At 64.2% G+C, this 14,184-nt stretch carries 17 protein-coding genes; 13 read left to right on the top strand and 4 right to left on the bottom strand.

Annotation, left to right across the window (positions count from 1 at the left end; all coding sequences use genetic code 11):
* The first annotated feature begins 137 nt into the window (after positions 1-137).
* Both EOC06_RS03085 and leuC read left to right on the top strand, forming a co-directional pair.
* Positions 138-773 (top strand): class I SAM-dependent methyltransferase, encoded by a 636-nt coding sequence (locus tag EOC06_RS03085; RefSeq protein WP_128307059.1) that lies wholly within the window; start codon positions 138-140, stop codon positions 771-773.
* A 271-nt stretch (positions 774-1,044) separates the two neighbouring features.
* Entirely contained in the window at positions 1,045-2,454 is a 1,410-nt protein-coding gene (gene leuC, locus EOC06_RS03075) for a 3-isopropylmalate dehydratase large subunit (RefSeq protein WP_127267368.1), read from the top strand.
* Between the two features lie 39 nt (positions 2,455-2,493).
* On the opposite strand, the gene EOC06_RS03070 is transcribed toward leuC, so the two are convergent.
* Entirely contained in the window at positions 2,494-2,811 is a 318-nt protein-coding gene (locus EOC06_RS03070; protein WP_127267369.1) for a hypothetical protein, read from the bottom strand.
* A 159-nt stretch (positions 2,812-2,970) separates the two neighbouring features.
* On the opposite strand from EOC06_RS03070, the gene EOC06_RS03065 reads away from it, so the two are divergent.
* Positions 2,971-4,167, top strand: a complete 1,197-nt coding sequence (locus EOC06_RS03065) for a diguanylate cyclase (protein ID WP_127267370.1) — start codon at positions 2,971-2,973, stop codon at positions 4,165-4,167.
* Positions 4,168-4,242: 75 nt separating this feature from the next.
* The gene (locus EOC06_RS03060) at positions 4,243-5,451 is read left to right on the top strand and encodes a diguanylate cyclase (RefSeq protein WP_128307058.1); all 1,209 of its coding nucleotides are present in this window, start codon (positions 4,243-4,245) and stop codon (positions 5,449-5,451) included.
* Here EOC06_RS03060 and EOC06_RS03055 read toward each other — a convergent pair.
* Entirely contained in the window at positions 5,435-5,797 is a 363-nt protein-coding gene (locus EOC06_RS03055; RefSeq protein ID WP_128307057.1) for a hypothetical protein, read from the bottom strand. The genes EOC06_RS03060 and EOC06_RS03055 overlap by 17 nt on opposite strands.
* A gap of 263 nt (positions 5,798-6,060) precedes the next feature.
* On the opposite strand from EOC06_RS03055, the gene EOC06_RS03050 reads away from it, so the two are divergent.
* The 6 genes from EOC06_RS03050 (at position 6,061) to EOC06_RS03025 (ending at position 10,855) form a co-directional block, all read left to right on the top strand.
* On the top strand, positions 6,061-6,489 hold the full coding sequence (locus EOC06_RS03050) for a hypothetical protein (RefSeq protein ID WP_127382864.1): 429 nt from the start codon (positions 6,061-6,063) through the stop codon (positions 6,487-6,489).
* Between the two features lie 260 nt (positions 6,490-6,749).
* The gene (gene sdhC, locus EOC06_RS03045) at positions 6,750-7,169 is read left to right on the top strand and encodes a succinate dehydrogenase, cytochrome b556 subunit (protein ID WP_032900823.1); all 420 of its coding nucleotides are present in this window, start codon (positions 6,750-6,752) and stop codon (positions 7,167-7,169) included.
* A 2-nt stretch (positions 7,170-7,171) separates the two neighbouring features.
* Positions 7,172-7,567 carry a succinate dehydrogenase, hydrophobic membrane anchor protein gene (gene sdhD / locus EOC06_RS03040; protein WP_127395817.1) on the top strand — a complete coding sequence of 132 codons (396 nt, stop codon included), beginning with the start codon at positions 7,172-7,174 and terminating at the stop codon, positions 7,565-7,567.
* Position 7,568: 1 nt separating this feature from the next.
* Positions 7,569-9,404, top strand: a complete 1,836-nt coding sequence (gene sdhA / locus EOC06_RS03035) for a succinate dehydrogenase flavoprotein subunit (RefSeq protein WP_127322425.1) — start codon at positions 7,569-7,571, stop codon at positions 9,402-9,404.
* 9 nt (positions 9,405-9,413) lie between these two features.
* Entirely contained in the window at positions 9,414-10,193 is a 780-nt protein-coding gene (locus EOC06_RS03030; RefSeq protein WP_127382861.1) for a succinate dehydrogenase iron-sulfur subunit, read from the top strand.
* Between the two features lie 32 nt (positions 10,194-10,225).
* On the top strand, positions 10,226-10,855 hold the full coding sequence (locus EOC06_RS03025) for a YceH family protein (protein WP_128307056.1): 630 nt from the start codon (positions 10,226-10,228) through the stop codon (positions 10,853-10,855).
* A gap of 51 nt (positions 10,856-10,906) precedes the next feature.
* Here the strand turns inward: EOC06_RS03025 and EOC06_RS03020 are convergent, their stop codons facing one another.
* Positions 10,907-11,332, bottom strand: coding sequence for an OsmC family protein (locus EOC06_RS03020; protein WP_127322672.1), 426 nt, complete (start codon positions 11,330-11,332; stop codon positions 10,907-10,909).
* A 227-nt stretch (positions 11,333-11,559) separates the two neighbouring features.
* Here EOC06_RS03020 and EOC06_RS03015 point away from each other — a divergent pair, with 227 nt between their 5' ends.
* The 3 genes from EOC06_RS03015 (at position 11,560) to EOC06_RS03005 (ending at position 12,810) form a co-directional block, all read left to right on the top strand.
* Complete coding sequence (locus EOC06_RS03015; RefSeq protein WP_128307055.1) at positions 11,560-11,790, top strand: hypothetical protein; 231 nt, start codon at positions 11,560-11,562, stop codon at positions 11,788-11,790.
* Positions 11,787-12,143 carry a YciI family protein gene (locus EOC06_RS03010; protein WP_127322673.1) on the top strand — a complete coding sequence of 119 codons (357 nt, stop codon included), beginning with the start codon at positions 11,787-11,789 and terminating at the stop codon, positions 12,141-12,143. The genes EOC06_RS03015 and EOC06_RS03010 overlap by 4 nt, the downstream gene beginning before the upstream one ends.
* Positions 12,144-12,282: 139 nt before the next feature.
* Entirely contained in the window at positions 12,283-12,810 is a 528-nt protein-coding gene (locus tag EOC06_RS03005) for a hypothetical protein (protein WP_127382880.1), read from the top strand.
* 237 nt (positions 12,811-13,047) lie between these two features.
* Here EOC06_RS03005 and EOC06_RS03000 read toward each other — a convergent pair.
* Positions 13,048-14,184, bottom strand: a 1,137-nt coding sequence (locus EOC06_RS03000) for a ubiquinone biosynthesis hydroxylase (RefSeq protein WP_128307054.1), incomplete at its 5' end; no start/stop codon positions are given.

The raw sequence follows: 14,184 nt of genomic DNA, 5'->3' as shown, positions 1-14,184 counted from the left end.
CATCTATCTCATCCTGACCGTCGGCCTGTCGCTGGCGCTCAGGGCGCTGGAGCGGCGGCTGCGCCGCCAGCACGAGGAATAGTTTTTCGGCCAAGGCAGCGCTACGATCCCCGAGCATTCCCCTTGAGGAGGTCCCCATGATCGTCGACAAAGCCAATGCGGCGCTGGATTCCGTCTATACGGCCGACACGCCGGAAGCGCTTGAGGAGGCCTATGCGGCGTGGGCCGCGACCTATGACAGCGAGACCGCCTCGCTCGGCTACCTCCTGCCTTTCCTGATCACCGCCTGGGTGGCGCGTCATGTGCCGGCGGGCGATGGCCCCTTGCTCGATGCCGGCTGCGGCACTGGCCTGTCGGGACCCTCGCTGAAGGCGCTCGGTTACCGCGACATTGCGGGGCTCGACCTCTCGCACGATATGCTGAAGATCGCCGGCAGCCGCAATGCCTACAGCGACCTGAAGCAGGCAATGCTGGGCGAAACGCTGCCATGGCCTGACGGCCACTTCCGCGCCTTCTTCTCGACCGGCGTGTTCACCATCAGCCATGCGCCGGCATCCGGCCTGCACGAGCTGGTGCGCATCACCCGTAAGGGCGGCCATGCGATCTTCACCGTGCGCGACCAGGTGTTTGAGAGCGGCGGCTTCCAGGCGGTGTTCGATGAGCTGGAGCAAGCTGGGAAATGGCGGGCGGTCGAGGAGAGCCCGTGGTTCCGCTGCTATGCGATCGCCGAGCCTGACGCGCTGGTGAAGACGTTTGTGTTTGAAGTGATCTGAGCGGAGAGGCTTGGGTTCTGCCAAAGCACGCCGCAATTGCCGAAAACCCAAAACATTGATATGAGCCACGCCATGGAAGAGCTTTTTGGCGATCCGGCCTACAAGGGGTTCGTGCTGCAGGACAGAAAACGCCTGCCGTCGCGCTTCTCCGCGCGCGTGTCCGGGGCGCTGACCAGCCGACTACCCTAGGCGGACCTGTTCGGGTCCCTTTCGCCGGGCCGTAGGTCCGGTACCTGCTCTTTCCCATTCTCATATCGACGGATTTACGCACATGAGCGCACCGCGCACCCTCTACGACAAGATTTTCGACGACCATGTCGTCGACCGGCAGGACGACGGCACCTGCCTGCTCTACATCGACCGCCACCTGGTCCATGAAGTGACCAGCCCGCAGGCCTTCGAAGGCCTGCGGATGACCGGCCGTAAAGTCCGGCATCCGGAAAAGACGCTGGCCGTGGTCGATCACAATGTCTCGACCTCGCCCGAGCGCAAGTTCGGCATCAAGAACGAGGAAAGCCGCATCCAGGTCGAGGCGCTGGCCAAGAACGCCAGGGATTTCGGCGTTGAATATTATTCCGAGAACGATATCCGCCAGGGTATCGTCCACATCATCGGACCCGAGCAGGGCTTTACTCTGCCCGGCATGACCATCGTCTGCGGCGACAGCCACACCTCGACGCATGGCGCTTTCGGCGCGCTGGCGCATGGCATCGGCACGTCCGAGGTCGAGCATGTGCTGGCGACGCAGACGTTGATCCAGCGCAAGGCCAAGAACATGCTGGTACGTGTCGACGGCCAGTTGCCGGAGGGCGTCACCGCCAAGGACATCATCCTGGCCATCATCGGCGAGATCGGCACCGCCGGCGGCACCGGCTATGTCATCGAATATGCCGGCGAAGCGATCCGTGCGCTGTCGATGGAAGGCCGCATGACGATCTGCAACATGTCGATCGAAGGCGGCGCGCGCGCCGGCCTGATCGCCGCCGACGAGACGACCTTCGCCTATGTCAAGGACAAGCCGCGCGCGCCGAAGGGCGCGTCCTGGGATGCGGCACTCGAATACTGGAAGACGCTGCAGTCCGACGAAGGCGCGCATTTCGACAAGGTGATCGTGCTCGACGCGGCCAAGCTGCCGCCGATCGTCTCTTGGGGCTCCTCGCCCGAGGATGTCGTGTCGGTGCAGGGCATCGTGCCGAACCCGGACGACATCGCCGATGAAAACAAGCGCACCTCCAAGCAGCGCGCGCTCGACTATATGGGTCTGACGCCGGGCACCAAGATCACCGACATCACGCTCGACCGCGTCTTCATCGGTTCGTGCACCAACGGCCGCATCGAGGATCTGCGCGCCGTCGCCAAGGTGGTCGAAGGCAAGACGGTCAGCCCGCATGTCGATGCGATGATCGTGCCCGGCTCCGGCCTGGTCAAGGAACAGGCGGAAGCCGAAGGCCTCGACAAGATCTTCGTCGCCGCAGGTTTCGACTGGCGCGAGCCGGGCTGTTCGATGTGCCTGGCCATGAACGACGACCGGCTGAAGCCGCATGAACGCTGCGCCTCGACCTCGAACCGCAATTTCGAGGGCCGGCAAGGCTTCAAGGGCCGCACCCATCTCGTGTCGCCGGCGATGGCGGCCGCGGCGGCGATCGCCGGCCACTTCGTCGACATCCGCGAGTGGAAGTAACCCGGATTTGAACAGAACCCGAGCCGCGCCCGGCTCGGGTCAGCTCTTTCCGTCGCGGCGGACGAGCTCGTGGAACTCCTCGCGGCGTCCCGGCTGTTCGGCCGCGACCACAAGCGCAAGCTGTTGTTCCTCGAAGAGCTTGAACCATTCGTCCCATTCGACGAGTTCATAGCCTCCCGCATTGAGCGGCCGTTCAGGCTGGTCCTGATCCTGATAGGCGTGCTGGCCGAAGACCAGCCTCAACATGGGCTGCGTCCCCGCTTCGGGCGATATGTCGACGATTGCGGGAAAGCCGGCGCGCCCGGCAGCCCATGAGCGGATCGCATCGTGGTCGGTCAGTGTGATTGTGTCGGCCATGGGTCGCTCCAGATTGTGAACGGAGGAACGCTGACTGGGGACTGCGGTTCCCTGACATTATTTTGAGCGGCGGTCCTGCTTACCGCTTTCGCTTAACCGCTTGTTTGGGCTTGCCCTCTAAGCTCTTCCCTGACGTAAGCCAGGGGAAGTCACAGTCGGTTGGACACGGGTCTGCTCATTGCGCTGCTCAACCCGACGATCGCGCTGGCGCTCGGCGCGGCGTTCCTTGTGCTATGGTCCTATCAGCGCCACCGCCCCTATCTGGCCGTTTTGGCGATCAGCTACAGTCTCTCGGCGGCTGGCTTCCTGCTGCAGTATTTCACCTTGCCCATCGGGATGCCGCTGACCAAGCTTACGTCGAACATCTGCTTCACCATCGCCGCGTGCTGCCTGGCCAGCGCTGTTATCCACCGCTATGGCCGCAAGGTGCCCTATGTGGGGATCGCCGTGCTGGCCGGCGGCGGCCTGGCGTCGTTGTGCTGGTTCCTGTTCGTCGCGCCGGATCTCACCTGGCGCATCCTGGCGATGAATTTCGCATTCGGCGGCATCAGCCTTCTGGTTGCTGCCGAACTGCGCCCGGTGCGCAACAACGGCCCGACCGAAAAAATCCTGTTCGTGCTGTCGCTGCTGTCGGGCGTCAATTTCTTCGTGCGCACCCTTGCCGTCGTCATCGCGCATGGGCCCTTCGCCAGCTATGACGGGTTCTATGGCTCGTCCTACTGGACGACGGCGCTGCTGTCGCACGCGCTGCTCTCGCTGCTCATCGCGCTGTGCCTGTTTTCCGCCGCGGCACTCGACGTGTTGAAGGCATTGAAGACCGAGACCTATACCGACCCCCTGTCGGGCCTGCTCAACCGGCGCGGCTTCGAGGAGCGAGGCATGCGGCTCTTGCAGCACTGCGCCTCGGCCCGGTTCCCGGTCGCGCTGGTGCTGGCTGACCTCGATCACTTCAAGGCGCTCAACGATGTGCATGGACATGGCGCGGGCGATCGGGTGATCGCCGACTTCGCCGCCAAGCTTCGGTCGGCGGCCGGCGCGCGCGGTGTTGCCGGGCGTATCGGCGGCGAGGAATTCGCGGTGCTGCTGCCACTCAGCGATCTTGCCGCGGCCCGGCTGTTCGCCGAGGCGGTGCGCACCGTCTATTCGGCCGGCCATGTCGACGGACTTCCCCAGGGAACGAGGGTGACGGCAAGCTTCGGCGTGGCGGCCCGCAGCGGTGGCGAGGCGCTGGAGCCGCTGATGCGCCGTGCCGACGATGCGCTCTACAAAGCCAAGAAGAACGGCCGCGACAGTGTACGCCTGTCCTATGAGCGGCCGGAAACGGCGTTCCTGCCGGAGCCGCTCAAGACCGGCTGAATCTGCCCGGACGGGACGGCGTTAACGTCTTCTTCGCCCGTCGATGATTAGCTGTCGGCGCGGGTGCGGGAGAACATGAGCGGCGCCAACTTCATCCTGTTGATCAATCTGTCGGTTGCCGGCCTGCTGGCGGCATCCTTCATGGCGGTCGCCTTCCACGATGTCGGCCGCGCGCCGGCGCGCTGGCTGGCATTTGGCTATCTGCTGGGCATGGCCTATTCGGCCATCGAATTCTCCATTCCCGCTTTCTCCGACGCGCGGCTCCCGGTCGTGGCCGCCTTCGCGGTTTTCCTTGCCGCCACCATTGCGTTCAATGGCGGGCTTGCCCGCAAATACGGCGTGGCACTGCCCTGGAAGCCGATGCTGTTGTTCCTGTTGACCACCACCATAGCTGTGTATTTCGTGCAGGATCTGCCCCGCCAGTCGCTGATCCGCATCATGGCTTACCAGCTTCCCTATGCGGTCATGCAGTTTGTCGGGCTGGCCATTGTCTGGTCATCGAGGCAAAAGCTTGCCCGTCTCGATCGCATGTTGATGGCCGTGCTGGCGGCGAGCGGTCTGCAGTTTGCCTCCAAACCGTTCATCGCGCATGCGCTTGGCGGCTGGGGCGCCAATCCGCAGGCCTATCTGCAAAGCAACTACGCGCTGGTGTCGCAATCGCTCGGCACTGTCTTTGCGCTGGCGCTGGCGCTGCTGATGCTGGCCATCCTGGTTCGCGACGTGCTCGCCGAAGTGACGTCGAAATCGGAAACGGACACGCTGTCGCGCCTGCTCAACCGCGGCGGCTTCACCCGGCATGCCGAGCTGGCGGTGCTTGGCGCGATGCGGCAAGGCGTGCCGGTCGCGCTGGTCATCGCCGATCTCGATCATTTCAAGAGCGTCAACGACAGTTTCGGCCATGCGTCAGGCGACCGGGTGATCGAGACTTTTGCAGGCTTCCTGCGCGAAGCTGCAGCCGCGCATCACGTTGCCGGCCGGATTGGCGGCGAGGAGTTCGCCATCATCCTGCCGGGAACCAACCTTGCCGCGGCGCGGCTGTTCGCCGAGGGGACGCGCAGCGCCTTTGGCGGGCTGCCCATCGACGGGCTGCCGGCTGACAACCGCTGCACCGCGAGCTTCGGCGTCGCCGAACTTCATCCGAGCGAAGACTTTGCCGATCTGATGCGGCGCGCCGACCAGGCGCTCTATCAGGCGAAGAATGCCGGGCGCGATTGCGTGCGCGTCTCCGCCGGACCGGCTGGCAACTGGTTGTCAGCCGGTATCGAGGCTAGCGGCAGGGGCTGAGTTCGGGCATCTCGCCGTCGGAGAGACCGTACATATAGGAGCGGCCCTTCACCAGCACAGGCGGCCGGTAGCAATCGCTGTATCCGCTGATTTCGTCGGCTTCGTTCTCGTAGATCACCTTGGGCTGGCCGGCGCTGGTGTAGTCGGATAGCTGCTTGGCCAGCTTGCCTTCGCCGACGATGATGCGCTTGTAGCCGGCGGCGCTGTCGATAACGAGATTGCCGAAGGAATCCGCGTAGACGCGATCCTGATGCCGGGCGCCGGCGAGCGCGGGCACTGCAAGGCCAACGACCGAGGCCGCTACGATGAGCGCCGCAAGGCGCGATCTGCCTGAATTCGAACGCATGGCGTCCTCCGTGTCCTGAGGGAAAGCCTCCTCGAATCAGAAATTAACGTTTTCTTAACCTTTGTTAAGAGGCCGGCGCGTTTGGCGGCGATGTCTCGGTAAACATGGTTAATATCCGTTAATATCCGACTGGATGGAAAACCTGGTGGTCATCATTCGGCCATGCTTGGCCGCACCATCGCGGCTGGTGTCCGTCTCGGCGTCGGGATGACCTTGATCTTGGCAAAGCATCGCGGCTGGTTTGCCGCGCGGGAGGACAGCATATGGCGCTACGCCGGCCGATTTGGGCGTCCGTTTTCCCGTTGCTCGGGGTCGTCGCTGGCTGTGTGCCACAGGACGGTGGGCCGAAGGCGGCCAATACCGTCGTCGTCTCACCTGCGCCGGCTCAGCAGTCCGTCGCAGCCGCGGCGCCTCCGGCAGCTGCAGCCAAGATCATCACCAACCTTACCGCGCCGCGATCCGGCATAGGCACGGCCACCTACAGATGCGGCAACAACGGTATGATCTCCATCCAAAATCTCGGTACGTCGTTGCGTGTGGTCGGGTCCGATGGCGCGACCGAGGAGTTTGCGGCGTCGCCCGCCAACCAGAGCAGCCGCTACCAGGCGGCCACGCATGACGCAATCGTGATCGACGGACGCGAGGCGCTGGTGATGAAGAAGGGGTCGACGCCGCAGACCTGCAAACGCTAGCGCTAATCTCAACACCGCTGGGCCCTTGGGCCAGACATGTTGCACTGCAGCGATATCGAGCCGGCTTCGGGCCTCCCGGCCTAATCGATTGAAGCCTAAGCCGGCCTTTTAGTCAGACTAAATTACGTTTTCGAAACGGTTTTCTGGCTTTGACGCGGTGCAAAAAGAGCATTAGAAACCGGCTGTCCGAAGTCGCAACCGGAAGCGGCAATGCCGCATTTCCACCTGAGGCTCCAGAGAGACGCCGAACTGGGGGAGCCATGAGCAAATCACCAGCCACCCGCGAATTTGCCAGACGTGAACGGCCGATTTCGCCGCACCTCACCGTGTACCGGCCGCCGATCACCATGACGATGTCGATCATTCACCGCATCACCGGTGGGGCGCTGTATTTCGGCACGCTGCTGGTCGCCCTGTGGCTGATGGCGGCGGCCAGCTCGCAGGCGACCTTCGATTGGGCCAATTGGGCCTTCGGCACCTGGCTCGGCCGGCTCATCCTGTTCGGCTACACCTGGGCGCTGATGCACCATATGCTGGGTGGCGTGCGCCATCTGGTCTGGGACACCGGCGCGGGCCTCGAGAAGCATACCGCCTCGAAGATCGCCTGGGCGACGCTGGCCGGTTCGATCCTGCTCACGCTGCTGATCTGGATCGCCGGCTATATGGCGCGGGGAGCCTGACCATGAGCGGCAAAAACACCGACTTGCGCACGCCGCTGGCGAAGGTCCGCGGCCTCGGCTCCGCCCGCGAGGGCACCGGGCATTTCTGGCGCCAGCGCCTGACCGCGATCGCCAACATCCCGCTGATCCTGTTCTTCGTCGGCTTCCTGATCGCGCTCAACGGCGCCGACTACGCACATGTGCGGGCAGCTCTTGCCAACCCGTTCGTGGCGCTGGTGATGGCCCTGGTGCTTATTTCCGGGCTTACCCATATGCGGCTCGGCATGCAGGTGATCATCGAGGATTACGTGCATGGCGAAGGCATGAAGCTGGCGCTGATCGCGCTCAATACATTTTTCACCATAGCGGTCGGCGTCGCCTCGATCTTCGCCCTGCTCAAGCTGGCATTCGGAGGCTGAGTTGGCCAAGGACGCGAAACAAGCCAACACGGCAGGCTATACCTTTGTCGACCACAAGTTCGACGTGGTGGTCGTCGGCGCCGGCGGCGCCGGCCTGCGCGCCACGCTCGGCATGGCCGAACAGGGCCTGCGCACCGCCTGCATCAGCAAAGTGTTCCCGACCCGCTCGCACACGGTGGCGGCGCAAGGCGGCATTGCCGCCTCGCTGTCCAACATGGGTCCCGATTCCTGGCAGTGGCACATGTACGACACCGTCAAGGGCTCGGACTGGCTGGGCGATGTCGACGCCATGGAATATCTGGTGCGCGAAGCGCCGGCCGCGGTCTACGAGCTCGAACATTACGGCGTGCCGTTTTCGCGCACCGAAGAGGGCAAGATCTACCAGCGGCCGTTCGGCGGCCACATGATGAACTATGGCGAAGGCCCGCCGGTGCAGCGCACCTGTGCCGCCGCCGACCGCACCGGCCATGCCATCCTGCACACGCTTTACGGCCAGTCGCTGAAGAACAACGCGCAGTTCTTCATCGAGTATTTCGCGCTCGACCTGATCATGGAGCCGGACGGCACCTGCACCGGCGTTCTTGCCTGGAACCTGGATGACGGCACCATCCACCGCTTCTCGGCCAAGATGGTGGTGCTGGCGACCGGCGGCTATGGACGCACCTATTTTTCGGCCACCTCGGCGCACACCTGCACCGGCGACGGCGGCGGCATGGCCGCGCGTGCCGGCTTTCCGCTGCAGGACATGGAGTTCGTGCAATTCCACCCGACCGGCATCTATGGCGCCGGCTGCCTGATCACCGAGGGTGCGCGCGGCGAGGGTGGCTATCTCGTCAATTCCGAGGGTGAGCGCTTCATGGAGCGCTATGCGCCGTCAGCCAAGGACCTTGCCTCGCGCGACGTTGTCTCGCGCTGCATGACGCTGGAAATCCGCGAGGGTCGCGGCGTCGGCAAGAACAAGGACCACATCTTCCTGCATCTCGACCATCTCGATCCCGCCGTCCTGCATGAGCGGCTGCCGGGCATTTCGGAATCGGCCAAGATCTTTGCCGGTGTCGACCTGACCAAGGAGCCGATTCCGGTGCTGCCCACGGTCCACTACAATATGGGCGGCGTGCCGACCAATTACTGGGGCGAGGTGCTCAATCCGACGGCGCTCAATCCAGACCAGGTGTCGCCCGGATTGATGGCTGTCGGCGAAGCCGGCTGCGCCTCCGTGCATGGTGCCAATCGGCTCGGTTCGAATTCGCTGATCGATCTTGTGGTGTTCGGCCGCGCGGCCGCGATCCGCGCCGGCCAGGTCATCGACCGCAAGTCGGCGATCCCTTCGCCCAACGAAGCTTCGGTCGAAAAGATCATGGACCGCTTCGACCGGCTGCGCCACGCCAATGGCTCGACGCCGACGGCCAGCTTGCGTGAAAAGATGCAGAAGGCGATGCAGGAAGACGCGGCCGTATTCCGCACGCAGGAGTCCCTCGAAAGCGGCTGCAAGCGCGTTTCGCAGATCTGGGGCGAGTTGAAGGACATCAAAGTGTCCGACCGCTCGATGATCTGGAACTCCGATCTGGTCGAGACGCTGGAGCTGGAAAACCTGATGGCCAATGCCATCACCACGGTCTACAGCGCCGAGGCACGCAAGGAGAGCCGCGGCGCACACGCACGCGAGGACTTTTCGGCGCGCGACGACGCTGTCTGGCGCAAGCACACGCTGGCCAGGCTGAGCGAAGACGGCAAGGTGACGCTCTCCTACCGGCCGGTGCACACCGAGCCGCAGCTGGCTGAAAAGGACGGCGGCATCAGCCTCGCCAAGATCGCGCCCAAGGCCCGGGTGTATTGAGGATCGAACATGGTTGAACTCACGCTCCCCAAGAACTCGAAGATCCAGCAGGGCAAGACCTGGCCGAAGCCGGAGGGCGCCACCAATCTGCGGGAATACCGCATCTACCGCTGGTCGCCGGACGATGACGAGAACCCGCGCATCGACACCTATTTCGTCGACATGGACGATTGCGGGCCGATGGTGCTCGACGCGCTGCTGTGGATCAAGAACAAGATCGACCCGACGCTGACCTTGCGGCGTTCCTGCCGCGAAGGCATTTGCGGCTCCTGCGCCATGAACATCGACGGTTCCAACACGCTCGCCTGCACCAAGGGCTGCGACGACATTTCCGGTGCGGTAAAAGTCTACCCGCTGCCGCATATGCAGGTGGTCAAGGATCTTGTGCCCGACCTCACCAATTTCTATGCCCAGCATGCCTCGATCCAGCCCTGGCTGAAGACGGTGTCGCCGGAGCCGGCCAAGGAGTGGCTGCAGAGCCACGAGGACCGCGAGAAACTCGACGGGCTCTACGAATGCATATTGTGCGCCTGCTGCTCGACCTCGTGCCCGAGCTACTGGTGGAACGGCGACCGCTATCTCGGCCCGGCAACGCTTCTGCAGGCCTATCGCTGGCTGATCGATAGCCGCGACGAGGCCACCGGCGAGCGGCTCGACAACCTCGAAGACCCGTTCCGGCTCTATCGCTGCCACACCATCATGAACTGCGCGCAGACCTGCCCGAAAGGCCTCAACCCGGCCAAGGCGATCGCCGAGATCAAGAAGATGATGGTGGAGAGACGGGTCTAGGCGGAGGTTGGGTGCTGGCGAGTGCAAATCCAATGAGCGATGACCTTCCCATCCTTTCCCCGGTGGAAGCCCGCATTCTCGGCTGCCTGATCGAGAAGAAGGAGCTGACGCCGGATGTCTATCCGCTGACGCTCAACGCAGCACTGGCCGCCGCCAACCAGAAGACGGCGCGCGAGCCGGTGATGGCACTGGAGCAGACCGAGGTGCACCGGGGGCTGAAGCTGCTCGAACAAAAGGGACTGGTGCGGCAGATGTTCGGCTCGCGCGTCGAGCGCTACGAGCACCAGATGGCGCAGCGCTTCTCGCTAACCACGCCGCAGACCGCTTTGATCGGCCTGCTGTTGCTGCGCGGGCCGCAGACGGCCCATGAACTGCTGGCGCGCGGCGAGCGCATGGCTCGGTTCCCGTCGATCGAAGATCTGCGCGCCGAACTCGACATGCTGATCGGCCGTCGACCGCCACTCATCCAGGAAATCCCGCGCGGACCAGGCCAGCGCGAGGACCGCTACGTTCATCTCCTCAGCGGCCCGGTGGACGTTGCCGCCCTTTCGGTGCAGCGAAGTGCATCGGCCCTGCCTGCTTCCGACCTGGAGGCGCGGTTGGAGGCGTTGGAGCAGGAAGTCGCCGCACTGCGCGCTCGCCTGGACGCGCTGGGAGCATAGGCCGGCGCGCGCCCGGGCGTTCGCGCCGGGTCTTACACGGATGCAGCGCTTTCAGCCGAGCCGGGCATCAAGCGACACGTTTATGGCGCCGAGCGCCTTCGAGACCGGGCATCCGGCCTTGGCCTTCTCGGCCAGTTCCGTGAATTTCGCCGCATCGATGCCGGGCACCTTGCCGACCACGGTGAGGGCGCTGCCGGTGATCCCGGTGCCTGGAACCAGCGTCACCACGGCCTTGGCATCGAGTTCGGTGGCTGGCGTGCCGTTCTCGGCCAGGAAATGCGAGAACTGCATGGCAAAGCAGCCGGCATGCGCCGCCGCGATCAGCTCTTCAGGGTTGGTGCCGGATTTGCCGCTCTCGTCCTCGAAGCGCGCCTTGAACGAATAGGGCGTGCCCTTCAAGGTTCCGCTCTGGGTGTCGAGCGTGCCCGTGCCCTCTTTCAGATTGCCTTTCCAGACGGCGTTTGCGGTGCGGTCCATGAATTCCTCCTTGGTTGTCGTGGTTGGGGTTCGTTGTCGAGGTCGAGCCGGCGTCCGGTCAACTATAGCGCGCGCGGACGCGAAGGCCACTGCGCTCTTTGAACCACCGCACGGTGCCGGCACCGGTGGCCAGATTTTTCCGAAAATGCCGGTGCAGAAATGTCGACTTTGATCTGCTTCGCCCGTCCTGCGGATGGCCACGGATTTGTGGCCGGATGGAGGTTCACATGGACAATATGTTTTTGGCATCGTGGAAAGGTGCTGGCTACGGGGCCGGGCGACGAGAAGAAGACTTCTGGCTGCATCCGCCGGCATCCGGCTTTGGCCGGCTTCTGGCGGCGGTTGCCATCATCGGCATCGCGGCATGCCTTCTCGATCATGCGGCGGCGGTCAGTGGCAACACCGATGCCCTCGTCGGCGCATCCTATGGTTCACAGCGGCAAGGGGGCTGGAAATGAAATATGTCTGCCTGGTTTATGGTGAGGAAAAGGATCTTCACGCGCTGACCCCGGCAAGGTCGGCCAAGCTCGACGCCGATTCGCTGGCCTACGACCGGGCGCTGGAGGAGAGCGGCCTGCTGATCGTCGCGCAGGCGCTGCAATCGGTGAAAACAGCCAAAACCGTGCGGCGGCGTCAGGGCAAGCGGCTGGTCATCGACGGGCCGTTCGCCGAGACCAAGGAGCAATTGCTTGGTTTCGTCATGATCGAGGCCGGAGATCTCGAAGCGGCGCTGGACATTGCCGCTGGTATTCCACTGGCCGAACTCGGCACGATCGAGGTCCGGGCCATCTACGACATACCGGGGTCATAGAGCCCTGCCAGCGTTGTGGCTGCTTCGAAAACCAGAGCGTCGGGCTGAGCGTTCGGGCTTCGGTTCCGTGCGCAACTTTTGCGTGTTGAAGCAAGGCGAGAGTTCTCCTATCGTCGCCGGGGTTCTTGGGGATTTCGACATGCCTTTCCTGATTGCTATCCTTGGCGTGATGGGCGCGGCGGCGTTCTGGTGGTACAGGATGAAGGCCATGAACGAGGCCGCGCGTGATGTTGCCGATGTCATCGGCCGGGTTCAGGGCTCCGTGCGCCGCAAGAAGCTGCGCAAGCAGGCGGCGCTGTCGCCGCTGACGGCGATCGATGATCCGGTCGTAGCGGCGGCTACGCTGATCACATCAATCGTCTCCGAGGATGGGCCCATCCTGCCGCAGCGCGAGGCCGTCATCCGCGCGGTGATTTCCGAGATCGCCGACAAGAAGAAGACCGACGAGGCGGTGATCTATGCCAAATGGGCGGCGGCGCAAGTCGACGACGCCACCGTTGTCATCGACAAGCTGGCGCCGTTTCTACGCGAACGTCTCGATGTCGCCGAGCGAAACGATCTGCTGCAGATGGTCAACCGCGCCGCCCAGGGCGGCGAGAAACGCCTGGAGATATCCGACCAGAGGATATTGCGGCTGCGGCAGAAGCTGGGTTTCGAGGTCAACTGAGCGCCTACCTTGGGCGATTGGCGGAAACGCCATCGCTTTCGTCATCCTGGGGCGGAGCAAGGAGCGAAGCGACGCGGCGCAGACCCCGGGATCCATGCGCGACTCAAACGCGTCACCACGGTGTAGAATTCTGCTCCGCTGCATTCTTCGGCCAAGGTCGCGGCATGGATCCTTGGGTCTTCGCTCCGCTTCGCGTCGCCACGCCCAAGGATGACGACGTTGGGGGCGCTGAATCGATCAGATCGCCTCGCCCTTCAATAGCCGCGGCGTGCTGGCGGACAACCCCGACGCCTGCCGGATAAAAAAATCCTTCAGGCGCGGCATGCGTTCGACGAGACCGAGGCCGATGTCGCGGACGGTGCGCAGCGGGCCGATATCGTTGGAAAACAGCCGGTTCAGCGCGTCCGTGGTGACACCCATCTGCACCGTGTCGAAGCGGCGCCACTGCTGGTAGCGCTCGAGCACGTCGAGCGCGCCGATGTCCCGGCCGAGCCGGTCGGCCTCGACGATCACCTCGGCAAGGGCCGCGACATCCTTGAAGCCGAGATTGAGGCCCTGGCCGGCGATCGGGTGGATGCCGTGGGCGGCATCGCCGGCGAGCGCGATGCGGGGTGCGACGAAGGCGCGCGCAATGGTCAGGCCGAGCGGCCAGGCGCGCGGCTTGTCGGCAACGCGGATCTCGCCAAGCTTCAGGCCAAAACGCTGCTCGAGTTCGTGTTCGAAGAGGAGATCGTCACCGGCCACCAGCTTCTCGGCGTCGGGCGTACGCTCGACCCAGACGATCGACGAGCGGTTGGTGCCGTCCTCGCCGGGCTTGAGTGGCAATGTGGCGAAGGGGCCGGCCGGCAGGAAATGCTCTTCGGCGCGACCATTATGCGGGCGTTCATGCGCCACGGTGCAGACGATGCCCGACTGGCCATATTCCCACTTCACCGTCTTGATGCCGGCCATGTCGCGCAGCTTCGAGTTGACGCCGTCGGCGGCGACCAGCAACCGGGCCTTCAGGGTCGCGCCGTCGGCGAGGTGAACGGTGATGCCGGCGCCGTTGGTCTCGAACCCCTGCACGGCGACGCCTTCGATGATGTCGATGCCGACCTTTTCGGCGCTGGCCCGCAAGGCGCCGTTCAGCACCCTGTTGGCGACCATATGCGCAAAGGGCTCGCCCGGCGCCACTTCGCCGTCGAAGGTCAGAAAGACCGGACGCACCGGATCGGCGGTGCGCGAATCGGTGATGATCATCTCGGTGATCGCCTGCGCCTGGGGCACGATCTCGGCCCACACGCCGAGCTGGTCGAGCATGCGGCAGGCGGCGGCGGCGATGGCCGAGGCGCGGCCATCCCTTTGCCAGGCGCCAGCAGGTGCGGCATCGACGAG

This window comes from Mesorhizobium sp. M7A.F.Ca.MR.362.00.0.0 (assembly GCF_004023175.1).
Lineage (GTDB): Bacteria > Pseudomonadota > Alphaproteobacteria > Rhizobiales > Rhizobiaceae > Mesorhizobium.
This window is presented reverse-complemented; position numbering and strand designations above follow the sequence as displayed.